Consider the following 22,677-nt stretch of genomic DNA (forward strand, 5'->3'; position numbering starts at 1 on the left):
GTGTGTCAGAGCAGCCGGTGATCGTGCGCGTAGATGGCCGCCTGGGTGCGGTCCCGCAGGCCCAACCGGGTCAGGATGCTGGACACGTGGTTCTTCACCGTGCCCTCGCTCACCGCGAGCTTGCGGGCGATCTCCCGGTTGGTCGCGCCCGCGGCGATCAGCCGCAGCACCTCCACCTCCCGTGCGGTCAGTGCCGGATCCACTTCGGACGGTTCCGGCGCCGGCCGGCGGCCGAGCGCGGACACCAGGCGGCCGGTCGCGGACGGGTCGAACTGGTGCACCCCGGCGTGCGCCAGCCGGATCGCCTGGGCCAGGTCGGCCGCGGGCAGGTCCTTGAGCAGGTAGCCGCTCGCCCCGGCGCGCACCGCCTCGATCACGTACTCCTCGTCGTCGAACGTGGTCAGCATCAGCACCCGGCAGTCCGGCGCGTCCCGGCGCAGGGCCGCGGCCGCCGCCACCCCGTCCAACTCCGGCATCCGCACGTCCATCAGCACCACGTCCGGCCGCAGTGCCAGGGCCTGCTCGACCGCCTCCCGGCCGTTGGTGGCCACGCCGACCACGGTCAGCCCCGGCTGGATGGACAGCAGCGACGCGATGCCCTCCCGGATCAGCCGCTGGTCGTCGGCGACCAGCACCCGGATCACCGCCGGCCTCCGGCCGGGACGGTGGCCACCAGCCGGGTTCCGCCGTCCGGATCGTCGGACACCGACAGCGTCCCGCCGACCAGGCGCAGCCGCTCGTCCATCCCGCGCAGCCCGAAACCCGGCCGCTGCCCGGAGAACCCGCGGCCGTCGTCGGCCACGACCAGGTTGGCCGCCCGCTCGTCCAGCCGCACGCGGACGCGCACCCGGGACGCGCCGGCATGCCGGCTGGCGTTGGTCAGGCCCTCCTGCGCGGCCCGGTACAGCGCGATCAGCGCCGCGGAGTCGAACCCGGACTCGTCGCCGGTCACGTCCAGCTCCACGGAGAACCGCTCATCGTCAAGGCGCGCAACGAGTTGGCGCAGCGCGGGGGCCAGCGCGAAGCCCGCACGCAGGGTGCCGACCGACTGCCGCACCTCGTCCAGCGCGTGCCGGGTGGACGCTCGCGCGTCGGCCAGTGCCTGCTCCGCCGTCGCCGGATCGCGCTCCCGGAACGCCGCGGCCTTCTCCAACTGCACGGCGATCACGGTCAGATGGTGCCCGAGGCTGTCGTGGATGTCCCGGGCCAGCCGGTTGCGCTCGGCGACCGTGGCCAGTCGGGCCACCTGACCGACCAGGCGCTCGGCATGTACGGCAACCGCGGCCATGGACACGGCCATCACCAGGCCGGTGCAGAACATCAACAGGTCGGAAAGCTGCTCCCGGTCGGTGTACCAGGACGGGGTGGTCAGCGACAGGTTGACCACCAACCCGCCGGTCAGCAACCCGGCCAGCGCGTAACTCGCCCGGCGGCCGAGCGAGAAGTAGGCGAGGAACGGGATGAGCACGAACAGGATGCGGGAGAAGCCGGAGCACTCCAGCACGCCGACCACCCAGTACAGGGCCGCCCGCAGGGCCAGGAAGGCGATCGCGAGCCGGACCGGCCGGTGCCGGTCGAGTACCTCGAGCCCGATCAGGAACCCAAGCACGCCAACGAATCCGGCCACCCGTAGGGGTTCGGCCGGCTCGTCGCACAACCCGGCGGCGGCGAAGTAGACCGCGGCGAGGAGCACCGCGACGTAGAGGATCGACGCCACCCACGGCAGCAACCGGGGAGCGGTGTTCGGAACCGGATCCATGGGCGCCTCCCAAACTGGCGCCGAGAATACGTTGGCCGGACGGCACATGACCTGTGGCCAACCGCTCGGCACTTACCGCGTCCGGTCGCGCTCCCTAGCGTCTGCGGGCAACCGAACCCGTACCAGTACAAGGGAGTGCCCGTGGCACCGACCACCCTCTACCGGCTCGCCGGCATCGCCGGCCTGCTCACCGGCGTGCTGTTGCTGCTCAACGACGCCCGCAGGGTCGGCGTCGTGCCGGAGAACGACCTCACGCACAGCATCGCGCCGATCCCGGCGTTCCTCGCGCTGTTCGCGCTCACCGGGCTGTACCTGTGGCAGCGTGAGCGCACCGGCCGGCTCGGGCTGTACGGCTACGCACTCAACCTCGCCGGCCTCGCCGGGGCGCTGGCGATCGAGTTCGCTTCGCACTACGTGTTGCGGTTCCTGGACTCGGACACCGTCGAGCGGTTGGTCGACGGCCGGACCGGAACCGGTTTCCTGGTGATCTCCATGGTGTACCTGGCCGGCATCGTCCTGTTCGGACTGGCCAGCGCCCGGGCGGGGCTGTTCCCACGGACGGCGTGCGCGCTCTACGTCGTCGGGTTCGTGCCGACCGCGCTGCGGGCGGTGCTGCCGGCGCCGGTGGTGTCGATCGGGTTCGTTCTCGGCTCGGCCGCGGTGATCTGGATGTCCTGGCGGCTGGTCACGGCGAACACGCAGGATCGCCTGCCGGTCCGGATATAACGGGGTTCCGTGCTCAACCGGCCTGGGGGTCACCGGGAGCACGGAACCGATTCGAACTTTACACCTGTCCCGGCACCCGCAGCGAGGGGACACCCTCTAGCCTCGCTGGCATGAGGATCTCGGTGGCCGCGGACGAGCGGACCGGAGTGGCCGACGCCCTCGTGGACGAGTTGCGGATGCGCGGGCACGAGCCGCTGCTGCACGGCGCGCTCAACGACGAGGAGCGGGACGACTGGGCGTGGGCCAGCGAGGCGGCCGCCCGGGACGTCGCCGAGGGCCGGGCGGAGCAGGGCATCGTCGCCTGCTGGACCGGCACCGGTGCGTCCATCGCGGCCAACAAGGTGACCGGTGTCCGGGCCGCCCTCTGCGTCGACGCCGAGACCGCAAGGGGCGCCAGAAAATGGAACGACGCCAACGTGCTGGCCCTGTCCCTGCGCATCACCAGTCAGGCCGTGCTCACCGAGATCCTGGACGGCTGGTTCGCGGGCGAAGCGAGTACCGATCCCGCCGACCTCGCCAACATCGAGCACGTCGACGAGATCTGACCGTGGCCGCGGTGCGGCGGTGGACCGCGGCCGACATTCCCGCTCAGCACGGCCGAACGGCGGTGATCACCGGAGCGAGCGCCGGGCTGGGGTTCGCCACGGCGCTGCTGCTGGCCAGGTCCGGCGCCGTCGTGGTGTTGGCCGGTCGGGATTCGACCAGGGCGGAGCGGGCGGCCGCGCGGATCCGGGCCGCCGTGGTGGATGCGGAGGTGGCCACCCAGCGGGTGGAGCTCGGGTCGCTGGCCTCCATCAGGGACGCCGCCGGCGAGTTACGCGTGCGGTACCCCAGGATCGACCTGCTGATCAACAACGCCGGACTGATCTCCCGCAGGCGGCGGCTGACCGAGGACGGTTTCGAGTCGCATTTCGGTGTCCACCACCTCGGCCATTTCGCGTTCACCGGCCTGCTGTTGGAATCGGTGCTGGCCACGCCGGGGTCGCGGGTGGTGACCGTCAGCAGCCTCAGCCACTGGATCGGCCGCATCCACTTCGACGATCTGCAGCTGACCCGCCGGTGGGGGACGGCGCTCGCCTACAGCCAGTCCAAGCTGGCCAACCTGTTGTTCAGCTACGAGTTGCAGCGCCGGCTGGAGCTCGCCGGCGCCACCACCATCGCGGTGACCGCCCACCCGGGCGTTGTCCCCACCGACCTGCTGCGGGACGTGTCCTGGCGGCTGCCGCGTGTGGTGTTCAGCCGGCCACCCGGCCGGCTGTCGGCCTGGTTCCGGCACGACCCGCAGCAGGCAGCCCTCACCACCCTGCGGGCCGCCGTCGACCCGGCCATCCGCGGCGGCGCCTTCTGCGGTCCCGCCGGCCGCTTGCAGTGCACCGGAACCCCGGTTCTGGTCCGATCGTCCGCCCGGGCACACCACCACCCCACCCGACGCCGCCTGTGGCGGGAATCCGAACGGCTGACCGGAGTGACGTACCGGCTCCCCGAATGATCGTCAGGGGATGGCCGGCCGGTCGGGAGCCGGTGGTTGCAGCGACTTCCAGTTGAGTTCGGGCAGCGGGCCGCTGGTGATCTGCAGGTCCGCGCGGGCGCAGGCGTAGAACTCGTTGCGTAGCCGCATGGCGGCGCGATAGGCCTCGAGAAACGTGGCCGGGTCGGGGTCCTCTTCCCGCAGGATGTACTCCAGCCGCCAGGCCTGCTCGCTCCAGGCTCGGGCGGCGGAGATCGTCGTCGGCTCGCCGAGCAGCAGGACGGTTTCCCACCGGGCCGCGCGGTGGGTCTCCGCCTCGGCGAGGTCGGCGAAGGCGTTGTCGAGGTCGATGTCCTGACCGGTGGCCAGCAGCTTCTTGGTCTCGGCGATCCGGCGGCACAGCCGGACCATGTGCTTGACCGCGTTGGCGTACTCCGAATACGCGACGAGGCGCTTTTCGTCCCACCGGGCGGACTGCGCCCGGCGCCACCGGGTTCGCTCGGCTGCGGAGGTGACGACGAACGTGGCGGCCGAGCCGAGCAGCACACCGACGATGGTCAACGCCTGGGCGACGATCGGGTTCACAAGCGCAGCCTGCCATCCTTGTGCTTGCCTCGTAGGCGCAGGTGAGGAGACGGGAGGCTCGGGTGACGGAGACGACGGTGGCCGAGGTGCTGGCCGAACTGGCCGCGCTCGAGGACCCCAAGGCCCGCGCCGTGAACGAGCGCCACGGTGACGATCACGGTGTCAACCTCGGCAAGCTCCGGGCGGTCGCGAAGCGCCTGAAGACCCAGCAGGATCTCGCCCGCCAACTCTGGGCCACGGAGGACACCGCGGCCAGACTGCTGGCCACGCTGATCTGCCGCCCGAAGGCATTCGAGCAGGCCGAGTTGGACGCCATGCTGCGCCAGGCACGCACTCCCAAGGCGCACGACTGGCTGGTGAACTACGTGGTGAAGAAGAGTCCACACGCCGAACGACTGCGGCTGACCTGGTTCGCCGATCCGGACCCCGTCGTCGCCAGTGCGGGCTGGGCCCTGACCACCGAACGTGTGGCGAAACAACCCGACGGCCTCGACCTCGCCGGACTCCTCGACCTCATCGAGGCGCGGATGAAGGACGCTCCGGACCGCCTGCAGTGGGCGATGAACAGCTGCCTGGCCCACATCGGCATCCACCACCCCGCGCACCGCGCCCGCGCCATCGACATCGGCGAGCGCCTCCAGGTACTCAAGGACTACCCGACCCCGCCGAACTGCACCTCCCCGTTCGCCCCCGCCTGGATCACCGAAATGGTTCGCCGCCAGCACAAGTGAGGAGGATCGCCGGTGTTGCGTGCGGCCGTGCGGTCAGACGTACCGCGGATCGCCGAGCTCATGCGCCGGTCGGTGCTGGAGGTCTTTCCCCATTTTCACGACGAACGCGAGACCGCCGCCGCCGCCGAGTATCTGACCGAGCCGGACACGGTGCTGATCGACGACCGGACCTACTACGTCCACGAGGCGGACGGGCAGCTCGTCGCCTGCGGTGGCTGGAGCAAGCGGGACAAGCTGTACACCGGTTCCGGCGCCACACCGACGGACGACCGGTTGCTGGACCCGGCCACCGAGCCGGCCCGGGTGCGGGCGATGTTCGTGCGCGGCGACTGGACCCGCCGCGGTCTTGGCCGGGCGATCCTCGCCAGGTCCGAGCAGGCGGCCAGGGCCGAAGGCTTCCAGGCGCTGGTCCTGATGGCCACCCTGCCGGGCGTACCGCTCTACCGGTCCTTCGGCTTCCGCGAACTGCGGCGCATCCAGGTCCCCCTGCCCAACGGCATGGTCCTCGACGGCGTATCCATGGAATACCCGTTGCGGCGTTAGGCTTGCTGGCGTGGCCGACATCGAAGGCTTTGTTCGTTCCATGCCCAAGTGCGAGCTGCACCTGCACATCGAGGGCACGCTCGAACCCGAGCTGAAGTTCCGTCTCGCGGAACGCAACGGTGTCGCGTTGCCGTACCGGACCGTCGACGAGGCCCGCGCCGGCTACGATTTTCATGATCTCAGCTCGTTCCTGGTCGGCTACTACCAGGGAATGTCGGTGCTGGTGACCGAACCGGACTTCTACGAGTTGGCCTACGCCTACTTCGAGAAGGCGGCGGCGCAGGGTGTCGAGTACGCGGAGATCTTCTTCGACCCGCAGGGCCACACCAGCCGTGGCGTGGAGTTCGGCACCGTGGTTCGGGGACTGCGCCGGGCGCAGCTCGACGCGCGGCGGATGCTCGGCCTGCACACCCAACTGATCATGTGTTTCCTGCGTGACTTCCAGGCCGAGTACGCGATGGCGACGCTGCTGGAGTCGTTGCCGTACCGGGATTGGATCATCGGTGTCGGCCTGGACTCCGACGAACGCGGCAACCCGCCTGCGAAGTTCGCCGCGGTGTTCGCCCGGGCCCGCGCCGAGGGCTACCTGCTCACCATGCACTGCGACGTGGACCAGGAGAACTCGATCGGGCACATCCGGCAGTGCCTGCACGAGATCGGCGTCGACCGCATCGACCACGGTGTCAACATCCTCGAGGATCCCGCGCTGGTCGACGAGGTCCGGCGGCGCCGGCTGGGGTTGACCATCTGCCCGGTCTCCAACCGGTTCGTCACCGACGGCACCAAGGCCGCCGAGCTCGGCCGGCTGCTCGACGCGGGCGTGCTGGTCAGCGTCAACTCCGACGACCCGGCCTACTTCACCGCCTACGTCACCGAGAACCTGCTCACCGTGCAGCGGGAGCTGAACCTCGGCCGCGACCAGATGATCACGTTGCAACGCAACGCCATCGAGTCCTCCTGGGCCCCACCCGCGATCCGCCGGCAGATCCTGGACAAGCTCGCGGCGCTCAACAGCTGAACCACAGCAACGCGTCCCCCGCCGCTACGTCCGGTACCGGAAGAGGATCCGGCCGCGGGCGAGGTCGTACGGGCTGAGTTCCACGAGGACCCGGTCCTGCAGCAGGATCTTGATGTAGTTCTTCCGGATCTTCCCGCTGATGTGCGCCAGCACCTTGTGTCCGTTCGCAAGCTCCACCGTGAAGGTGGCGTTGCGCAGACACTCGACGACGGTGCCCTCGACTTCGATGCCCCCGGATTTCATCGCCACACCAACTCCAGGTTGCTGCTCGCCCGCCGGGCGCCGACGCCTTCGAACAGTGCCGTCGCCGGCCCGTTGCCTTCGTCCACTTCGGCCGTGGCCGTTTCGATCCCGCGGCGGTGCAGCGAATCCAGCGCGTGGGCCAGCAACCCCCGGGCAATACCGCGGCGGCGCCGGTCGGCCAGTACCGCGACCAACCCGATCCGGGCCTGCCCTCGCCGCGCCGCCACCCGGACCAGTCCCACGTATCGATCGGACTCGGCCGCCACCGCGTACCGCAACGGGTCCAGCACGGCGGTCGCCTCCGGCCGGACCTGCAGCTCACCCGGCATCGCCTGCCAGCCGACGGAGGTCTCGACCTCGGCGCGAATCGTGTCGTACACCTGGCGCAGCGGGCCCGGCCGCGCCGCACCGGCCGGCATCATCGTCACACCCGGCGGCGGTGGTACCGAGCCGAGCCCCGTGACCCGCGGGTCGGTCGGCACGAGGTATTCCCACTCGCGCCGCCGGGTCGTGAAGCCGGCCCGCTGCCAACCGGACATCAGGTCGAGATCAGCCTCGTCGACCACCGTGTACAGCGGTGCCGGCAGATCCGCCAGTACCGCATCGGCCAGTTGGTCGAAGACCGCGTCGCGCCACGCGTCGATGCTGAGGAAGATCCGCCCGTCGGACCGGCGCGAAGCCTCGCCGCGGCCGACCACCCGGTCGTCCTCGAGGGCGTGCCAATGCCGCTGCGCGACCCGGGTGATCACTACCGGCTGCTCGCCCATGCGCGCAGGGAAATGCCTGGAATTCATGGAGTGTCGCCTTTCGGAAGTGCCTGTCGAGGCGCTCCCGGCGACAGCTACCTCAATCGCCCGACCGTGACGACGAGGGGAGCACCCACATCGATCCAGCCTTCATGGGTCTCACCTCCTCATGTGATGCCACGGTCTCCCCGACGCTAGCAACCCGAACGTCCTCCCGCCCAACCAATTTCCCGGTGGACGGCGGTGGCGATGACCAGGTCTTCCCAGGCCATGCCGGTGGACTTGAAGAGCACGGGCCGGTCGAACCGGACCGATGCCGGGTCGGTGACGATCCGCCGGATCGGGATCAGGTCGGTCGTGCCGGTGTGTCCTTCGTGGACCGCGAGGATGATGTCGCCGGCTTCGCGCGTGGCGGTGGCGACGTCCTCGACGATCACGTGCGCGCGGGTGAGCAGGGGACCATCGACCTCGCGGGCGTCGGGCTCGTGGCTGCCGATGGCGAGCACGACGGCCCGATCGCCGAGCAGGGTCGAGTCGAAGAGGGGTTCCCGGGCGGTGGTCGCGCACACGACGACGTCGGCCCGGCGCAGCACCCGTCGTGCCTCGGCGCCCGCGGTCGCGGTGACGGTGACCGGAACCGGGCCATGGTGCGGGGGCTGGACGTGCTGTGGCCGCCGGGCCAGGTACGTCACCTCGCCGAGGTCGCAGTGCGCGGCGAGGGCGGCGACGTGGGCGGTTGCCTGTGGTCCGGTGCCGAAGACCGCGACGCTGCGCGGGTGTGCGCCGTCGCGGAGGAACGGCAACACCGCGGCGATCGAGACCGCCGATGTCCGCAGGGTGGTCAGCGCGCCGCCGTCGAGCAGCGCGACCGGGGACAGCGTGGCGGCGTCGAAGAGCAGGTAGCAGCCCTGGATGCGGGGCAGCCCGCGGGTGGGGTTGCCGGGTGCCACGGTGGCCACCTTGACGCCGGCGTGATCGCCCCCGGCGGCCGGCATCAGCAGCAGTTGCCCGTGCGCGGTGGGGACTATCATCCGGGCCGGGTCGGCCGCCGGGTCGAGGCCCGCCCGCAGCGCGGCACCGATGGCCTCGACGGCCTGGCACGGGCCGAGCGCGCGGCGGACCTGGTCGGCGCCGATCAGGATGATGTTCGCCGTCATCGCAGCACGAAGCCGGGAAACAGCTTGTCGGCGGGGTCGACGACGAACAGGTGCTCGCCGGTCTTGTGGGTGGTCCCGGTGACGACCGGAACCACCGCCTGCCGCCCGTCGGCGGTGACGTGCCGCTCGATCCGCGCGAGGAAGCGGGAGCCCACGATGGAGTCGTGGACCAGGTGCCCGCCGTCGGGCAGGCGGCCGGTCGCGCTGAGCATCGCAACGCGGGACGCGGTGCCGGACCCGCACGGCGAGCGGTCCACCTGGCCGTCGGCGAAGATCGTGACGTTGCGCTGGTGCGGGTTGCCGTCCGGATCCGTGCCGAGGTCGTCGTAGAGGATCGTGCCGTAGACGCCGCTGAGCCGTTCGTCGCCGGGGTGCCGGGCGTGTGCGCTGTCGTTGAGCGCCCATTTGATCTCCCGGCCGGCGGCGATCAACTCCGCCAGGTTGCCGGGCTCGACGGTCAGCCCCAACGTGGCCGCCGCCACCTGTGCATAGATGGCGCCGCCGTAGGCGATGTCGGCCTGGACCTTGCCGCGGGCGGTCGGCACGGCGACCCGCTCGGCGATCGCCCAACTGGGCACGTCGACGAACTCCACCTTCGCCACGCGCCCGCCCGCGGTGTGCACCCGGGCCAGCACCCGGCCGGACGGCACGTCGATCGGCACCTCCGTGACGCCGCCCGGATCGGCCGCGACCAGGCCCGACTCGACCGCCCACCCACCAAGCGCCATGGTGCCGTGCCCACACGCGGTGGAGAACCCGTCCTTGTGCCAGAACAACACACCCAACACCGCGCCGTCATCGTCCGGCCGAGTCAGAAAACCGCCGTACATGTCGGCGTGCCCGCGCGGCTCGAAACACAGCATCCGGCGCAACCCGTCCACCGTCGCGTCGGAAATGGCGAACATCCGGCGCTCGGCCACCGTCGCACCACGCAGCCGCACCGGCGGCCGCACCACGATACGAAACGGCTCACCGCAGGTGTGATAGTCGACGGTCCGCACATCCGACTGGAACACGGTGCCAGTATGCGGCCATGCGACCCATCGTTCGGCCGTTCGTAGCCGATGACCTCGAAGCGGTGACGGCGCTGTCGGTGCGGGCCTGGGCGCCGGTGTTCGCCTCGCTCGAGGAGGTGCTCGGCGAGTCCGGGGTGTACGCGGAGATGTACCCGGACGGCTGGCGGGTGGAGCAGGAACGGGCGGTGCGGACCACCTGCCGCGCGGACGGGACGCACGTGTGGGTGGCCGAACTCGACAGCGGCGTCGCCGGTTTCGTGGCCCTCCGTCTTGATCACGAGGAGCGCATGGGCGAGGTCTACATGATCGCTGTCGATCCCGCCGAGCAACGCAACGGCATCGGCTCGTTGCTGACGTCGTTCGCGCTGAAGTGGTTCAAGGACAACGGCATGGCGCTGGCGATGGTCGAGACCGGCGGCGACCCGGGGCATGCGCCCGCCCGCCGGACCTATGAACGGGCCGGTTTCGTGCGACTCCCGGTCGCCAGGTACTTCACGAAGCTCTGAGGGCTCCGCCTCACGGCTTCTTCGGCATCATGATCCACAGAACGATGTAGGCGATGAACTGCGGGCCGGGCAGCAGGCAGGACAGCACGAACAGCAACCTCATCTTGCCCGGCGTCCAGCCGACGCGGTCCGCCAGCCCCGCGCAGACGCCGGCGATCACCTTGCGGGACTGCGGCCTGGCCAACGTGGTGGTGGTCGTGGTCATGGGGTAGGCATACCCCTTCGCGCCTGCGGCTAACCGGACACACGTCCGCGGCGACTGCCCGTGCCCCTGCGGCCGGTCCGGGACGGGCCGTGCGGCAGACTCGGCCGGACATTCGTCGCAGGTGAGGAGGGCAGGCCGGTCGTGATCGCCGGGTTCGGGACCGCGTTGATCTGGGCCGCGCTGGGGGGCGCGGCCTGGTCGTTGCTGCTCGTGGTGCGCGACAAGCCGCCGGGTGCGGCCACCTTGGGGCTGCTGGCGCTGCTCGAACTGGGGCTGCTGGTGCAGGCGGTGATCGGGATCGGCAAGCTGATCGGGACCGACCAGGACGTGTCCGGGGCGTCGTTCGTCGGTTACCTGATCGGCTCGCTGCTGATCCTGCCGGCCGCCGCGTTCTGGGCGCTGGCCGAGCGGAGCCGTTGGGGGACAACGGTTCTCGTCGTCGGATGCCTGGTGGTTCCGGTCATGATCGTGCGGCTGAACCAGATCTGGGGTGCGGCCGGTGGTTGACGCGAGAACGCGCACCGGGCCGGGGCGGCTGCTGATCGCGGTGTACGCGGTGTTCGCGCTGGCGGCCACCGCGCGGTCGGCGGTGCAGATCGTCACCCGGTTCGACCGGGCGCCGCTGGCCTACCTGCTCTCCGCGCTGGCGGCGGTGGTCTACATCGTCGCCACCGTGGCGCTGGCCCGGGGCAGCCGGCGGGTGGCCCTGGTCGCGTGCACGGTGGAACTGGTCGGGGTGCTCGCGGTCGGCACCGCCAGCCTGATCGCACCGGAGGCGTTCCCGGACGCCACGGTGTGGTCGACGTTCGGCGGCGGCTACGGCTTCGTGCCGCTGGGGCTACCCATCTTGGGCCTGCTGTGGCTGCGCCGGACCCGCGGTGGTCCATCCTTGACAGCGTGAACGGTGATCCGACCACCAGTGAGTACGGCCTGCTCGGCGTGCGGGACTTCGACTTCGCCCTGGACCGGGTGCCGGTCTCGGCCGACCTCGCCGACCTGGTCGAGCGGCACTGGCTGGTGCGCTGGAGCCTGCCGCCCGGCCGGCGCGAGCAGATCACCCTGCTGCCGCAACCGTGCGTGAACCTGATCTTCGACCAGGGCCGGCTGGTCATCGGCGGGGTCGGCCGGGAGCGGTTCAGCTACGAGTGCACCGGTACCGGCCGGGTGTTCGGGGTCAAGTTCCGGCCCGGTGGTTTTCGTCCGTTCCTCGGCCGCTCGGTGGCCGAGCTGACCGACCAGGTGCGCCCGCTCGCCACGCTGTGGGGCGGGCCGGCCGCCGACTCGTTCACCGCCGAGCTGACCCGGGCCCGGGAACTGGCCGACCTGGTCGCCGTGGCCGAACGCCACCTGCGGGCGCACTGGCCGGCGCCGGATCCGGAGGTGGCCACCGTCGGCCGGATCGTCAACGCGCTGCTCTATGACCGGACCATCACCCGCGTCGACGATGTCTCGAAGCGGTTCAACATCCCGGCCCGCACGCTGCAGCGGCTGTTCGGGCGGTACGTGGGCGTCAGTCCGAAGTGGGTGCTGCGCCGCTACCGGCTGCACGAGGCGGCCGCCCGGTTGACCGCCGCGACCGGCGCGAACTGGGCCGAGGTCGCGGCCGAGCTCGGCTACTTCGACCAGTCGCACTTCATCCGGGACTTCACCCGGGCGGTCGGCCTCACCCCGGCTGCCTACGCCGAAGCCACCCGCCGGCACGCCGCTCCGCTGAGCGCGTAGGCAGGATCACCCGGGGCACCCGGGGCGGGTTCTGTCGGACCTTCCACTCCCGCGGGTAGCCGAGCGAGACCTCCTCGAACGGGATCCCGTCGTACACCGTGCTGCGCGGGATGTGCAGGTGCCCGTAGACGGCGACGGCCGTGTTGAACCGGGTGTGCCAGTCCGCGGTGCGTTCGGTGCCGCACCAGATCGCGAAGTCCGGGTAGCGCAGGATCCGGGTGGGTTCCCGGACCAGCGGCCAGTGGTTGATCAGTACCAGCGGGACCTCCGGGTCGCACTCGGCGAGCCGCCGCTCGGTCGCCGCGACCCTGGCCGCGCACCAGGTCTCCAGGTTCGGATGCGGGTCGGGGTGCAGGAAGTACTCGTCGGTGCACACCACTCCGGTCTCGTAGGCCCGGGCCAGCGCCGCCTCCTTGGTGTGCACGCCATCCACCCGGAACGTGTAGTCGTAGAGCAGGAACAGCGGTGCCACGCGGACCGGGCCGCCCGGCCCCTCCCACACCGGGTAGGGATCCTCGGGGGTGACCACGCCGAGCCGCCGGCACAGGTCCACCAGCCACCGGTAGCGCTCCTCGCCGCGCGCGGTGAGCGGGTCGTCCTTGGTGGTCCACAGCTCGTGGTTGCCGGGGGACCAGATCACCTTCGCGAACCGCTCGGTGAGCCGGCGCATGGCCCACTCGATCTGGGTGCTGCGCTCGGCGACATCTCCGGCGACGATCAGCCAGTCGTCGTCGGACTCGGGCCGCAGTCCCTCTACGATGTCCCGGTTCTCCGGATATCCGACGTGCAGATCACTGGTCGCTAACAGGCGGGTCACGGCTCGACCCTACCGACGATCGGTCCGTACGTAGATCCGTGGAAAAACTACGTACCACCACGGATGTGTATCCGGCGGGTGGTCGGCGACTCTTGTAGTGAACGCGAGACGACCGAGAAGAAGAGGGTGCGGCATGACGGCGGCGGTTCTGACCCCTGTGCTCACCGTCGGACTGGTCGGTGACCACCCCGTGGGCCTACTGTCCGGAGTGGACGGACTACGGATTGTCGTGTGCACGGCGGACGGGGCCGGGATCGCCACACCGGATGTGTTGATCGTGGACGGTGTGCGGTCGTTGCGCGCGGTGCGCGATCGGGTACCCGGAGTTCCGGTTCTGGTCGTCACGACCGCGGATGACGTCGAGTCGGTGTTCAACGCGATGCGCGCCGGCGCGCGGGGCTACCTGCTCCGCGGTGCCGAGCGGGCCGACATCGTGCGGGCCGTCCGCGGGGTCGCCGCCGGCGAGATGATCCTTGGCGCACAGATCGCCAGCCGGCTCACCGACCTGATGATCCGCCAGGCCCAGCCCAGCCATCCGTTCCCCACCCTGTCCGCGCGGGAACGCGAGATCATGGAGCTGATCGCCGTCGGCGCGGACAACTCCACCATCGCCCGCCGCCTCGACCTCGCCCCGAAAACGGTGCGCAACAACGTCTGCACCATCTTCGGCAAGCTCGGCATCACCGACCGCGCCGAAGCCATCGCCCGCGCCCGGGCGGCCGGCCTCCCCCGCGCCTCGTAACCGCGCCTCGTGTGAAGTCTTGGACCGACCAACGAAACCTCAGGGGACCGTGACGGCACCCAGCCACAAGCCCCCCGCCATCCGCACGTTCGCTGGAACGCAACAACAGCAGTAGAACCCGGAGAGGCGGACTAGGGCGGCGGACCAGTACTGGTTCGGCGCACCAAGGTGGCCGGGAGTCGTTCGGTTCGTGGGGCGCGGGCCGGTTTGCCGAGCGCGAGGGCCATCGCGCGCATGCCGAGTTCTGGCATGCCCAGGTGCACGGTGGTCAACGGCGGCACCACGTCCCGGGCGATCGGCATGTCGTCGAAGCCGATCACCGAGATGTCGCCGGGCACGGACAGGCCGCGCTCGCGCAGCGTGGCCAGCACCCCGATGGCCATGGCATCGTTCAGCGCGGCGATCGCGGTGAGGGTGGGGGAGGAGTCGAGCAGCGTCGCGGCCGCCGCGGCGCCGCTGTCCCGGTCGAAGTCGGCGTAGACGACCCGGCGCGGTCCGATGGTGCGGCCGAACTCCTTGGCGGCGCGCCGAAGCCCGGTCAGCCGGTCGGTGGTCGTTGTGAGCACCTTGGGCCCGGCGACGACGCCGATCCGCTTGTGACCGAGCCGGAACAGCTCGGCGCCGGCCAGGTAGCCGCCCTCCTCGTTGCCGGGCAGCACCGAGTCGCCGGCGTGCATGTGCCGGCCGATCGCCGCCACCCGGCCGCCGGTCTGCTCGTAGGCGCGCAGCTTCGCGTTCAGCAGCCGGGTGAACCGCTGGTCGTGGTAGCCCGACCCGGTCAGCACGATCGCGGCCACCTGCTGGGCGCGCAGCAGGTCCACGTAGGCCAGCTCCCGGTCCGGGTCGCGGTAGCTGTTGCAGATGATGCACAGCCGGCCGTGCTCGGTGGCCACCTTCTGCAGCCCGCGGGTGATCTCGGCGAAGTACGGGTCGGACACGTCGTGCACGATCACGCCGACCGCCACCCGATCCGCCCTGGCCAGCAGCTGGGCGTGCGCGTTGGGCACGTAGTGCAGCTCGTCGACCGCGCGCAGCACCCGGCCGCGCAGCTCGTCGGCGACCGGTTTGGCGCTGCCGTTGATTACCCGCGACGCGGTCGCCGCGGATACTCCGGCCCGCCGCGCCACATCGGCCAGCGTCGCCATCGGGTTCCTCCCACCGGGTCGACCCCCTAACGTTGTCCGTGCGCTCCAGCCGAAGAAAGCCCTTTCCTCCAGCGATCGGAATGGGATCCCCGTGACAGAGCCTGCAATGCTACCCGGTGGCGTCGGAATTTCCCGCTTGTGTGTCTACGACACGACGGCGCCGGACGGGTTGCCCGGCGGCAGCCCGCACATCCACCTGGCCTGCTCCGAGGCCTATGTGGTCACCGGCGGACGCGGCGCGGTGCAAACGCTGTCCGGCGCCGGCTTCGCCGAGCACGAGCTGACCGCCGGCACCGTGTTGTGGTTCACCCCGGGCACGGTGCACCGGCTGGTCAACCGCGGGAATCTGGAGCTGTTCGTGATCATGGCCAACACCGGGCTGCCGGAGGCCGGCGACGCCGTGCTCACCTTCCCGGCCGAGGTGCTTGCCGACCCGGACGCCTATGCGGCGGCCGCCGCGCTGCCCGACGGCGGCGCTCCGGGCACCGACCCGGTGGCCGCCTACCGACGGCGCGACCTGGCCATCGCCGGGTTCCAGCAGCTGGTCGCCGGCGGCCCGGCCGCGTTGGCCGGCTTCCACCGGGCCGCCGTCGCCCTCAAACGCGAGCAGGCCGACGCCTGGCACCTCCGCTGGGCAACCGGGGCCCTTGCCGCTGCCAAGCACACCGGCGAGCACCTCGCCGCCCTGCGCGAAGGCGACCCGGCCCACCTCGCCGAGGCCGCCGTACACGCCATGCCGGCCCCGCGCGAGCGGGGCCGGCTGGGCATGTGCGGGCTGCTGGACACCTATCCGGTCAGTCCTTGACCACCGCCTTGGCACCGGTGGGGGTCATGGCGAACGCGGCGCCGATGCCGTGGCCGAAGGCCTCCCCGGGGGCCGCGTCGCCGACGAACCGGTAGACCGGCCGCCCGGCAAGGGTGAGTTGGACGATGCCGTCCGGCCGGGTGAACTGGCTGACCAGCTTGGGGTCGATGCCCTCGACGTCCACGGTCCCGTCCGCCGGTGGCGACACCGGCGGGAAGACCTTGGCGCAGTCGCCGAGGCAGCTGGACTTCACCGGCTTGGCCTGGTCGGAATCCAAGCGGTACAACGTCATCGCGTTCCCGTCGGTGATGATCCGGCCGAGCTTGAGGTGCGCGGCGGCCGCCAGCCGCTCCACCGACGTGTCCGGTGTGGACGGTCTGGCCGGCGGTGCGCTGGTGCTGGACGGTGGTTGCGGCGCGGAGCCGGCCGACTCGCTCGGTGCCGCGGTCTCGGGCGCTTCCGACGGCTCGGACGGTGCGGTGGTGGTGCTGACCAGCGCTTCCGGGTTGTTCGAGGTCACGACGACCCGGGCGCTTGAGGTCGGCTCACCACCCGTGCAGGCGGTGAGCCCGAACGTCGCGAACGCCGTGAGAACGGCAGCACGAAATAGGACTGACTTCTTCATTGGGTCCCCTCCCGGAGCTTCGTGCCACCCACACGTAACAGTGGGCCGATTGGTTCAAAACTCGTCGAACTTTCTTTGTTTCGAGGGGCGGCGGAGCGGGAACGGCCGTTTGGTGACCACGGTGACCAGGGCCGAACCGGGCAAAACGTTCTTCGGGCATCCGTGGGGGTTGGCCAACCTCTTCGGCGTCGAGATGTGGGAGCGGTTCTCGTTCTACGGGATGCAGGGGATCCTCACGATCTACCTGTACTACTCGACCACCGACGGCGGGCTGGGGCTGTCCGAGGCCACCGCGACCAGCATCGTGGGGGCCTACGGCGGCCTCGTCTACCTGTCCACGATCGTGGGAGCCTGGGTCGCCGACCGGCTGGTCGGCTCCGAGCGGGTGCTGTTCGGCAGCGCGATCGTGATCATGTTCGGGCACATCTCGCTGGCCCTGATCCCCGGTTTCCTCGGCGTGGGCATCGGTCTGTGCGCGGTCGCGCTTGGCAGCGGCGGGCTGAAGGCGAACGCCACCGCGCTGGTCGGCCTGCTCTACAGCAGGGACGACCCGCGGCGCGACGCCGGATTCTCGCTGTTCTACCTCGGGGTGAACCTCGGTGCGTTCTTCGGGCCGCTGCTCACCGGGCTGGCCCAGCAGCGGCTCGGCTTCCACTACGGGTTCGGGCTGGCCGCGATCGGCATGGCCATCGGGCTGATCCAGTACTCGCTCGGCCGGCGGAACCTGCCCGAGGACGCGAACGTGGTGCCCAACCCGCTGCCCGCCGCGCGCCGGCCGCTGGTCGCCGGCCTCGCGACCGGCGTTCTCGCCGTGGTCGCCGCTCTGGTGCTGCTGGGCGTGGTGACCGCGGCCAACCTGGCCAACGTGGTCGTGGTGGTCACCGCGGCCGCCGCCGTCGGCTACTTCGCGGTGATCCTGTCCAGCAGCCGGATCACGCCGGTCGAGCGCCGCCGGGTGTGGAGCTTCGTGCCGCTGTTCCTGGCCAGTTTCGTGTTCTTCTCCCTGTTCCAGCAGCAGTTCACCGTGGTGACGATCTACGCCGACCAGCGGCTGGACCGGAACCTGTTCGGCTGGGAGATGCCGGTGTCCTGGGTGAACTCGATCAACCCGATCTTCGTCATCCTGCTGGCCGGGGTGTTCGCCGGGCTGTGGGTCAAGCTCGGCGAGCGCCAGCCGTCCACGCCGGTCAAGTTCGCGCTCGGCACCGTGATCATGGGCCTGGCGTTCCTGATGTTCCTGCCGTGGGCCGGCGGTACCGGCAACACCACGCCGCTGCTCGCCCTGGTCGGCATCCTGCTCCTGTTCACCATCGCCGAACTGCTGCTGTCCCCGGTCGGCCTTTCGGTCTCCACCAAGCTCGCTCCCGAGGCGTTCCGCACCCAGATGGTGGCGCTCAACTTCCTCTCCGTCGCCCTCGGCACCGCGATGGCCGGCTCGCTCGCCCAGTACTACAGCCCGGACAACGAAGGTGCCTATTTCGCCATCGTCGGCGGCATCGCCGTCCTGTCCGGCCTCCTGCTCGCCCTCGCCGCCCGCCCCATCCACCGCCAGATGAGCGGCGTGCATTAGCCGGAGCGCTGGTCCGCCTCTCCGGGATTAACTGCTGTTGTTGCGTCCCAGGAAATGTGCGGATCGCGGATTGATTGTGGCTGGGTGCCGTCACGGTGCCCCTGAGGTTGCGTTGGTTGGGCCGAGACTTCACCCACGATGATCCACCGTCGGCGACGCGGCATCCTCAGTCGCCGACGGCGAAGAGGGTCAGGTCGAAGCCGGCGTAGCGGTCGGGTAGGACGGTGGCGACGATCAGACCCTTGGGCCAGGTGGCGTTGGGCAGGGCCAGGCTGATCACGTGGGCCACGTCGAGGGGGAGCCGGGGGGTGGACTCGCGTATCTCGAGCACCTGGGCGTAGGTCAGGTCCAGGGTTTCCACGGCGGGGATCCGGCCGACGTGCGCGGCGATCCCGGGCCGGATCCGATCGGCGGCGTCCACACAGGTGGCCGGCGCGTAGAGCGGCCGGCCCAGCCGGGGGGCGGCGGTGATCAGGGTGGACATCCGGCGGCTGGTGCCCAGGGCCGCGAGGGCGGTCGTGTCCAGCAGGTAGCCGCGCGCGTCGGCTGCGCTCACGCGCTGGTGCGCCGCACCGGCCGGTTCCGGCCGGTCTCGACGGCGGCCTGCTTGGCCTCGAACTCGGCCAGTTCCTCCGGCGTTGCCACGAAGCCGAACTCCGTGCGCAGGTATTCCTCGGTGCGCGCCGCGATCTGCGCCCATTCGGCCGGAGTGCGCCCGGTTCCGGCGACCCGGGCGAGGTAGCCGGCGACCGTGGTGCTGTTCTCCGCGGCCAGCTCGGCAAGCCGCGCGTGCGTGCGCTCGTCGACGGTGATCGTTCTCGGCCCCACCGGCTGACCGTACACCGGATCGGGCTACCCGGCGGCAATCAGCGCGCGCAGCTCGCGGCGCAACCGGTCCGGCGCGGCGCCGGCCACACCGAGCGCGTCCAGGCCGAGCAGCGCGGCGCCGATCACCGGCGGGTCGGTGACCAGCGCGATCTCGGCACCCGGTGCCGTCGCGGTGAGCCGCTCGGTGAGCGCGCCGAACAGCACCGGATCGCGGGAGCGCAACACGCCGCCGCCGAGTACCACGCTGACTTCGGCCTCGAGCAGGCCGAGCCGCCGGATGGCCGTGCCCGCCATGATCGCGATTTCCTCCCCCTGCCGCACCACCAGTGCGCGCGCCACCTCGTCCCCGGTGGCGGCCACCCGGAACAGCATCGGGGACAGCTCGCCGATGCACTCGTGCGAGATCTCGCCGAAGTGCGCGGCCGCGGACACGTCGGCGATCCGGGCCAGGCCGAAGTGCGCGGTGATCGCGGAAACCAGGGCAGTGTCCGGGCCGCGGCCGTCCTCGGCGCGGGCGGCGTGCCAGAGCGCGAGCCCGCCGAGGTGCTGCCCGCCGCCCCAGTCGCCGGTCAGCCGGCCAAGCGCCGGGAACCGGACGGTTCGCCCGTCCGCGGCCCGCCCGGCGCAGTTGGTGCCGGCCCCGCACACCACGGCCACCGCGTCCGGCGCCTCGGTGCCGGCCCGCAGCAGCGCTAAGATGTCATTGTCCACAATGGATCTGTCGGCGAACCTGGAACCGCCGACCGCCGCGTCGAGCGTGTCCAGCTCGACCGGAAGGTCGGCCCCGGCAAGGTAAACGGCGGCAAGTGCGGGCCGGGTGCCGGCCGGGATGCCGGCCCGGTCCCGGACCACGCGCACCAGTTCGTCCAATCGGGACAGTGCCTCGGCCATGCCGGCGGTCTGGTGGTTGCTGCCCGCCCCACGCGCGTAGCCGAGCACCGCGCCGGTCGTGTCGGCCAGCAACACCTCGGTCTTGGAGTTGCCGCCGTCGATCGCAAGTAGGATGCTCACCGGGCCCACTCCAGGAACTCGGAGTTGTTTGCCAGCAACAGATCCGTCAACCGCTCGGCCTGATCATGCTGTCCGACGAGGGGATGGGCCAGCAGCGCGCGGTACACCCGATCCCGGCCGCCGTGCACCGCCGCCGCCAGCGCCAGCTCCTCGTAACCGGCGTGGTGGCCGACCAGCCCGGCGATGTCCGGTGCCAGCGGCGCGGTGGCCAGCGGCAGCGCGCCCAGGTTGCCGACCCGGCAGGACACCTCGATGACCGCCTCGTCCGGCAGCGACGGCAGCGTGCCGGCGTTGCGCACGTTGACCGAGTGCACCGCGCCGTCGTCGTCCCGCAGCGCGGCCAGCAGGCCGACGGCGGCCTCGGAGTAGAACGCCCCGCCGCGCTCGGCCAGCAGCGCCGGCTTGGTGTCCAGCGCCGGATCCGCGTACAGCTCGAGCAACTCGCGTTCGATCTCGGCCACCCGGGCGCCCCGGCTCGGCGTGCGGCGCTGCTCGGCGACCACCTCGTCGTGCGCGTAGTAGTAACGCAGGTAGTAGGAGGGCACGGTGCCGGTCAGCTCGAGCACCCGGTGCGGCAGGCGGACGTGCTCGGCCAACTCGGGGCCGTGCCGGGCGAGCAGCTCGGGCAGCCGGTCCACCCCGTCGACCACCGCGGCCCGTTCCCAGGTGAGATGGTTGAGGCCGACGTGGTCGAGCCGCACCGCGTCCGGCGGCACGTCGAGCAGGCCGGCGAACCGGCGCTGCAACCCGATCGCGACGTTGCACAGCCCGACCGCCCGGTGCCCGTCGTCCAGCAGCGCCCGGGTGACGATCCCGACCGGGTTGGTGAACGCGACGATCCACGCCGCGGGCGCGGCCCGGTCCCGGGCCCGGCGGGCGATGTCGAGCACCACCGGCACCGTGCGCAGCGCCTTGGCCAGACCGCCTGCGCCGGTGGTCTCCTGGCCGACGCAGCCGCACTCCAGCGGGAACGTCTCGTCGCTGATCCGGGCCTGCTGACCCCCGATGCGCAGCTGCAGAATCACCACGTCGGCGCCGGCCAGGCCGGCGTCCAGGTCGGTGGTCCAGTCCAGCCGGCCGGAATGGCCGTGCCGGGCCAGGATCCGCCGGCCGAGCGGGCCGAGCAGCTCCAGCCGGTCGGCCGCCGGATCGATCAGCACCAGCTCGGCGAGCCCGCGGTGCAGCCGGGCAAACCCGTCGACCAGCTCCGGGGTATAGGTCGAGCCACCACCGACCACCGCCACCTTCACTGTGTTCTCCTGTTCGCTCCGGCTCGGCCGCCCCGGCGCCGGCTTCCCTCGTGCGCTGCTCGCCGCTCGTTCCTCGCGGCTGCGCTGCTCCTCAGTCCAGCCGCCACCGCGGCCGAGCCTGCGCTCACGGTGTGCGCTGCTCGCCGCTCGTTCCTCGCGGCTGCGCTGCTCCTCAGTCCAGCCGCCACCGCGGCCGAGCCTGCGCTCACGGTGCCCAATGGTTCGCTCCGGCTCGGCCGCTGCTGGTGTCGGCTTCCTTCGTGCGCTGCTCGCCGCTCGTTCCTCGCGGCTGCGCTGCTCCTCAGTCCAGCCGCCACCGCGGCCGAGCCTGCGCTCACGGTTGTCCTCCCATTCGGTCCAGCAGTCCGGCGCGCACGGTGGCGAGTGCGGTGTCGATGGCGCCGAGCAGCACGGCGTCGCCGGGTACGGCGGTGGTCACGACCGGGGTGCGCGGGATGGACAGCTGGCGCAGGGCGGCGGTCACCGCGGCGGCCAGCGGCGCGCCGGCTGCCTGGCCGATCTCGCCGGCCAGCACCACCCGCGGCGGATCGAGCACGGCCACGATCGCGGCCAGCCCCAGCGCGACCCGTTCGGCGAGCGCGTCCAGGAACGGACCGGCCGCCGCCGCGACGGCATCCCGGCCGGCCGCCGCGGTGATCCCGTGCCGGCGGGCCAGCTCACGCACCGCGGCCCCGCCGGCCAGGTCGCGAAACGCCCGCACGGCGCCGTTCTCGCCGGGCACCGGCAGCGCGCCGATGTCCCGGGTGCCGTGCGGCGGGCCGCCGGTGTGCCCGACGGCAAGGCCGAGACTGTCCTCACCGAGCCAGAGCAGCGCGAAGTCGTCCGCCCCGGTGCCGCGCTCGGCCACCGCGGCGAGGTGCGCCTCGCCGGCCACCCGCACCGTGGTGCGCAGCCGGGCGCCCAGCGCACCGGTCGGATCCGGGCCGGACCAGCCGAGCTGGACGTGGTCCAGCCGGCGCACCGGCACGTGCGCCGCCCGGCACGCGCCCTGCACCGCGTCGGCGATGGCCTGCACCGGGTCGGCCGGCCGGGCGGCGATCCTTCGGCGGGCCCGGATCGCGCCGGTCAGGTCGCACACCGCGGCGGTGCCCCCGCCGGCGCCGAGCGAGACCGCCGCGGCGTGGCCGGCGTCCGGGTTGACCGCGTACACCTCGGCGTTGGGGCCGGGCCCGCCGGTGCGCCGGCCGATCACCTCGACCAGGCCGGCTTCCCGGAGCCGGCGCAGCACCTCGGAGGTGGTGGGCTTGGCCAGTCCGGTCAGCTCGCCCAGCTCGCCGCGGGTGAGCGGACCGCAGTCCAGCAGGAGGCCGAGCGCGGCGCGCTCGTTGAGCGTGCGCAGCAGCCGCGACGAGCCGGCCAACTGGGCCAACGGACCTCCCGATAGTTAGGCAGTCTTCCTATCCGTTCGGACCCGGCCGGGTCAACTCCGGACGGCCTT

The 22,677-nt window shown here is 71.5% G+C and carries 29 protein-coding genes; 13 read left to right on the top strand and 16 right to left on the bottom strand.

The window, feature by feature from the left end:
* Positions 1-5: 5 nt before the first annotated feature.
* Both VFV67_RS30930 and VFV67_RS30935 read right to left on the bottom strand, forming a co-directional pair.
* Entirely contained in the window at positions 6-644 is a 639-nt protein-coding gene (locus VFV67_RS30930) for a response regulator transcription factor (RefSeq protein ID WP_326474220.1), read from the bottom strand.
* Positions 641-1,759 carry a sensor histidine kinase gene (locus VFV67_RS30935; RefSeq protein ID WP_326474221.1) on the bottom strand — a complete coding sequence of 373 codons (1,119 nt, stop codon included), beginning with the start codon at positions 1,757-1,759 and terminating at the stop codon, positions 641-643. The genes VFV67_RS30930 and VFV67_RS30935 overlap by 4 nt, the downstream gene beginning before the upstream one ends.
* A 141-nt stretch (positions 1,760-1,900) precedes the next feature.
* Between VFV67_RS30935 and VFV67_RS30940 the strand changes: the two genes are divergently transcribed.
* From VFV67_RS30940 to VFV67_RS30950, 3 genes are all read left to right on the top strand, one after another.
* Positions 1,901-2,485, top strand: a complete 585-nt coding sequence (locus tag VFV67_RS30940) for a hypothetical protein (RefSeq protein WP_326474222.1) — start codon at positions 1,901-1,903, stop codon at positions 2,483-2,485.
* A 110-nt stretch (positions 2,486-2,595) separates the two neighbouring features.
* Positions 2,596-3,030: an RpiB/LacA/LacB family sugar-phosphate isomerase gene (locus VFV67_RS30945; protein WP_326474223.1), complete on the top strand. Its 435-nt coding sequence runs from the start codon at positions 2,596-2,598 to the stop codon at positions 3,028-3,030.
* A gap of 2 nt (positions 3,031-3,032) precedes the next feature.
* Entirely contained in the window at positions 3,033-3,974 is a 942-nt protein-coding gene (locus VFV67_RS30950) for an oxidoreductase (protein ID WP_326474224.1), read from the top strand.
* 3 nt (positions 3,975-3,977) lie between these two features.
* Here VFV67_RS30950 and VFV67_RS30955 read toward each other — a convergent pair whose 3' ends face one another.
* Positions 3,978-4,538 (bottom strand): hypothetical protein, encoded by a 561-nt coding sequence (locus VFV67_RS30955; protein ID WP_326474225.1) that lies wholly within the window; start codon positions 4,536-4,538, stop codon positions 3,978-3,980.
* A 62-nt stretch (positions 4,539-4,600) separates the two neighbouring features.
* Between VFV67_RS30955 and VFV67_RS30960 the strand changes: the two genes are divergently transcribed.
* From VFV67_RS30960 to add, 3 genes are read left to right on the top strand one after another with little or no spacing between them, the layout of a single operon-like run.
* A complete protein-coding gene (locus VFV67_RS30960) occupies positions 4,601-5,269 on the top strand; it encodes a DNA alkylation repair protein (protein ID WP_326474226.1) in 669 nt (222 codons plus the stop codon).
* 27 nt (positions 5,270-5,296) lie between these two features.
* On the top strand, positions 5,297-5,812 hold the full coding sequence (locus VFV67_RS30965) for a GNAT family N-acetyltransferase (RefSeq protein ID WP_326474227.1): 516 nt from the start codon (positions 5,297-5,299) through the stop codon (positions 5,810-5,812).
* 10 nt (positions 5,813-5,822) lie between these two features.
* On the top strand, positions 5,823-6,830 hold the full coding sequence (gene add, locus VFV67_RS30970) for an adenosine deaminase (RefSeq protein ID WP_326474228.1): 1,008 nt from the start codon (positions 5,823-5,825) through the stop codon (positions 6,828-6,830).
* A gap of 24 nt (positions 6,831-6,854) precedes the next feature.
* Here add and infA read toward each other — a convergent pair whose 3' ends face one another.
* The 4 genes from infA to VFV67_RS30990 all read right to left on the bottom strand — a co-directional run bounded on the left by infA (position 6,855) and on the right by VFV67_RS30990 (position 9,992).
* Complete coding sequence (gene infA, locus VFV67_RS30975) at positions 6,855-7,079, bottom strand: translation initiation factor IF-1 (RefSeq protein WP_326474229.1); 225 nt, start codon at positions 7,077-7,079, stop codon at positions 6,855-6,857.
* Positions 7,070-7,840: a GNAT family N-acetyltransferase gene (locus VFV67_RS30980; RefSeq protein WP_326474230.1), complete on the bottom strand. Its 771-nt coding sequence runs from the start codon at positions 7,838-7,840 to the stop codon at positions 7,070-7,072. The genes infA and VFV67_RS30980 overlap by 10 nt, the downstream gene beginning before the upstream one ends.
* 173 nt (positions 7,841-8,013) lie before the next feature.
* The gene (locus tag VFV67_RS30985) at positions 8,014-8,976 is read right to left on the bottom strand and encodes an ornithine cyclodeaminase family protein (RefSeq protein WP_326474231.1); all 963 of its coding nucleotides are present in this window, start codon (positions 8,974-8,976) and stop codon (positions 8,014-8,016) included.
* Positions 8,973-9,992, bottom strand: a complete 1,020-nt coding sequence (locus tag VFV67_RS30990; RefSeq protein ID WP_326474232.1) for a proline racemase family protein — start codon at positions 9,990-9,992, stop codon at positions 8,973-8,975. The genes VFV67_RS30985 and VFV67_RS30990 overlap by 4 nt, the downstream gene beginning before the upstream one ends.
* A 17-nt stretch (positions 9,993-10,009) precedes the next feature.
* On the opposite strand from VFV67_RS30990, the gene VFV67_RS30995 reads away from it, so the two are divergent.
* On the top strand, positions 10,010-10,498 hold the full coding sequence (locus VFV67_RS30995) for a GNAT family N-acetyltransferase (protein WP_326474233.1): 489 nt from the start codon (positions 10,010-10,012) through the stop codon (positions 10,496-10,498).
* A 10-nt stretch (positions 10,499-10,508) separates the two neighbouring features.
* Here the strand turns inward: VFV67_RS30995 and VFV67_RS31000 are convergent, their stop codons facing one another.
* Positions 10,509-10,703 (bottom strand): PspC domain-containing protein, encoded by a 195-nt coding sequence (locus VFV67_RS31000; RefSeq protein ID WP_326474234.1) that lies wholly within the window; start codon positions 10,701-10,703, stop codon positions 10,509-10,511.
* A gap of 141 nt (positions 10,704-10,844) precedes the next feature.
* On the opposite strand from VFV67_RS31000, the gene VFV67_RS31005 reads away from it, so the two are divergent.
* Genes VFV67_RS31005 through VFV67_RS31015 form a run of 3 tightly spaced genes read left to right on the top strand, consistent with a single transcriptional unit; the run spans position 10,845 to position 12,425 of the window.
* Entirely contained in the window at positions 10,845-11,210 is a 366-nt protein-coding gene (locus VFV67_RS31005; protein WP_326474235.1) for a hypothetical protein, read from the top strand.
* A complete protein-coding gene (locus VFV67_RS31010) occupies positions 11,203-11,604 on the top strand; it encodes a hypothetical protein (protein WP_326474236.1) in 402 nt (133 codons plus the stop codon). Before VFV67_RS31005 ends, VFV67_RS31010 begins: the two co-directional genes overlap by 8 nt.
* Positions 11,601-12,425, top strand: a complete 825-nt coding sequence (locus VFV67_RS31015) for a helix-turn-helix domain-containing protein (RefSeq protein WP_326474237.1) — start codon at positions 11,601-11,603, stop codon at positions 12,423-12,425. Before VFV67_RS31010 ends, VFV67_RS31015 begins: the two co-directional genes overlap by 4 nt.
* Here the strand turns inward: VFV67_RS31015 and VFV67_RS31020 are convergent.
* Complete coding sequence (locus VFV67_RS31020) at positions 12,367-13,242, bottom strand: metallophosphoesterase (RefSeq protein WP_326474238.1); 876 nt, start codon at positions 13,240-13,242, stop codon at positions 12,367-12,369. The two genes, VFV67_RS31015 and VFV67_RS31020, sit on opposite strands and share 59 nt — an antisense overlap.
* 133 nt (positions 13,243-13,375) lie before the next feature.
* On the opposite strand from VFV67_RS31020, the gene VFV67_RS31025 reads away from it, so the two are divergent.
* Positions 13,376-13,984 (top strand): response regulator transcription factor, encoded by a 609-nt coding sequence (locus VFV67_RS31025; protein WP_326474239.1) that lies wholly within the window; start codon positions 13,376-13,378, stop codon positions 13,982-13,984.
* Positions 13,985-14,115: 131 nt separating this feature from the next.
* On the opposite strand, the gene VFV67_RS31030 is transcribed toward VFV67_RS31025, so the two are convergent.
* Complete coding sequence (locus VFV67_RS31030) at positions 14,116-15,129, bottom strand: LacI family DNA-binding transcriptional regulator (protein WP_326474240.1); 1,014 nt, start codon at positions 15,127-15,129, stop codon at positions 14,116-14,118.
* A gap of 136 nt (positions 15,130-15,265) precedes the next feature.
* On the opposite strand from VFV67_RS31030, the gene VFV67_RS31035 reads away from it, so the two are divergent.
* Positions 15,266-15,934: a cupin domain-containing protein gene (locus VFV67_RS31035; protein WP_326474241.1), complete on the top strand. Its 669-nt coding sequence runs from the start codon at positions 15,266-15,268 to the stop codon at positions 15,932-15,934.
* On the opposite strand, the gene VFV67_RS31040 is transcribed toward VFV67_RS31035, so the two are convergent.
* Positions 15,924-16,559: a hypothetical protein gene (locus VFV67_RS31040; RefSeq protein ID WP_326474242.1), complete on the bottom strand. Its 636-nt coding sequence runs from the start codon at positions 16,557-16,559 to the stop codon at positions 15,924-15,926. The genes VFV67_RS31035 and VFV67_RS31040 overlap by 11 nt on opposite strands.
* A 112-nt stretch (positions 16,560-16,671) precedes the next feature.
* Between VFV67_RS31040 and VFV67_RS31045 the strand changes: the two genes are divergently transcribed.
* Positions 16,672-18,129, top strand: a complete 1,458-nt coding sequence (locus VFV67_RS31045) for an oligopeptide:H+ symporter (protein ID WP_326474243.1) — start codon at positions 16,672-16,674, stop codon at positions 18,127-18,129.
* 166 nt (positions 18,130-18,295) lie between these two features.
* Here VFV67_RS31045 and VFV67_RS31050 read toward each other — a convergent pair whose 3' ends face one another.
* From VFV67_RS31050 to VFV67_RS31070, 5 genes are all read right to left on the bottom strand, one after another.
* A complete protein-coding gene (locus VFV67_RS31050) occupies positions 18,296-18,685 on the bottom strand; it encodes a hypothetical protein (protein WP_326474244.1) in 390 nt (129 codons plus the stop codon).
* A complete protein-coding gene (locus VFV67_RS31055) occupies positions 18,682-18,957 on the bottom strand; it encodes a hypothetical protein (protein WP_326474245.1) in 276 nt (91 codons plus the stop codon). Before VFV67_RS31055 ends, VFV67_RS31050 begins: the two co-directional genes overlap by 4 nt.
* 24 nt (positions 18,958-18,981) lie before the next feature.
* Positions 18,982-19,968, bottom strand: coding sequence for an N-acetylglucosamine kinase (locus tag VFV67_RS31060; RefSeq protein ID WP_326474246.1), 987 nt, complete (start codon positions 19,966-19,968; stop codon positions 18,982-18,984).
* Positions 19,965-21,218: a 6-phospho-beta-glucosidase gene (locus VFV67_RS31065; protein ID WP_326474247.1), complete on the bottom strand. Its 1,254-nt coding sequence runs from the start codon at positions 21,216-21,218 to the stop codon at positions 19,965-19,967. The genes VFV67_RS31060 and VFV67_RS31065 overlap by 4 nt, the downstream gene beginning before the upstream one ends.
* 334 nt (positions 21,219-21,552) lie before the next feature.
* Positions 21,553-22,608: a MarR family transcriptional regulator gene (locus VFV67_RS31070; RefSeq protein ID WP_326474248.1), complete on the bottom strand. Its 1,056-nt coding sequence runs from the start codon at positions 22,606-22,608 to the stop codon at positions 21,553-21,555.
* Positions 22,609-22,677: the final 69 nt, after the last annotated feature.

The sequence above is a fragment of the Actinophytocola sp. genome, from assembly GCF_035762905.1.
GTDB lineage: Bacteria > Actinomycetota > Actinomycetes > Mycobacteriales > Pseudonocardiaceae > DASYTH01.

What these genes read in the sequence shown, in the direction of transcription:
- VFV67_RS30935 (WP_326474221.1), bottom strand. Translation starts at nt 1,759, where the DNA reads ATGGATCCGGTTCCGAACACCGCTCCCCGGTTGCTGCCGTGGGTGGCG.
- VFV67_RS30945 (WP_326474223.1), top strand. Translation starts at nt 2,596, where the DNA reads ATGAGGATCTCGGTGGCCGCGGACGAGCGGACCGGAGTGGCCGACGCC.
- VFV67_RS30980 (WP_326474230.1), bottom strand. Translation starts at nt 7,840, where the DNA reads ATGGGCGAGCAGCCGGTAGTGATCACCCGGGTCGCGCAGCGGCATTGG.
- VFV67_RS30985 (WP_326474231.1), bottom strand. Translation starts at nt 8,976, where the DNA reads ATGACGGCGAACATCATCCTGATCGGCGCCGACCAGGTCCGCCGCGCG.
- VFV67_RS30995 (WP_326474233.1), top strand. Translation starts at nt 10,010, where the DNA reads ATGCGACCCATCGTTCGGCCGTTCGTAGCCGATGACCTCGAAGCGGTG.
- VFV67_RS31000 (WP_326474234.1), bottom strand. Translation starts at nt 10,703, where the DNA reads ATGACCACGACCACCACCACGTTGGCCAGGCCGCAGTCCCGCAAGGTG.
- VFV67_RS31025 (WP_326474239.1), top strand. Translation starts at nt 13,376, where the DNA reads ATGACGGCGGCGGTTCTGACCCCTGTGCTCACCGTCGGACTGGTCGGT.
- VFV67_RS31030 (WP_326474240.1), bottom strand. Translation starts at nt 15,129, where the DNA reads ATGGCGACGCTGGCCGATGTGGCGCGGCGGGCCGGAGTATCCGCGGCG.
- VFV67_RS31040 (WP_326474242.1), bottom strand. Translation starts at nt 16,559, where the DNA reads ATGAAGAAGTCAGTCCTATTTCGTGCTGCCGTTCTCACGGCGTTCGCG.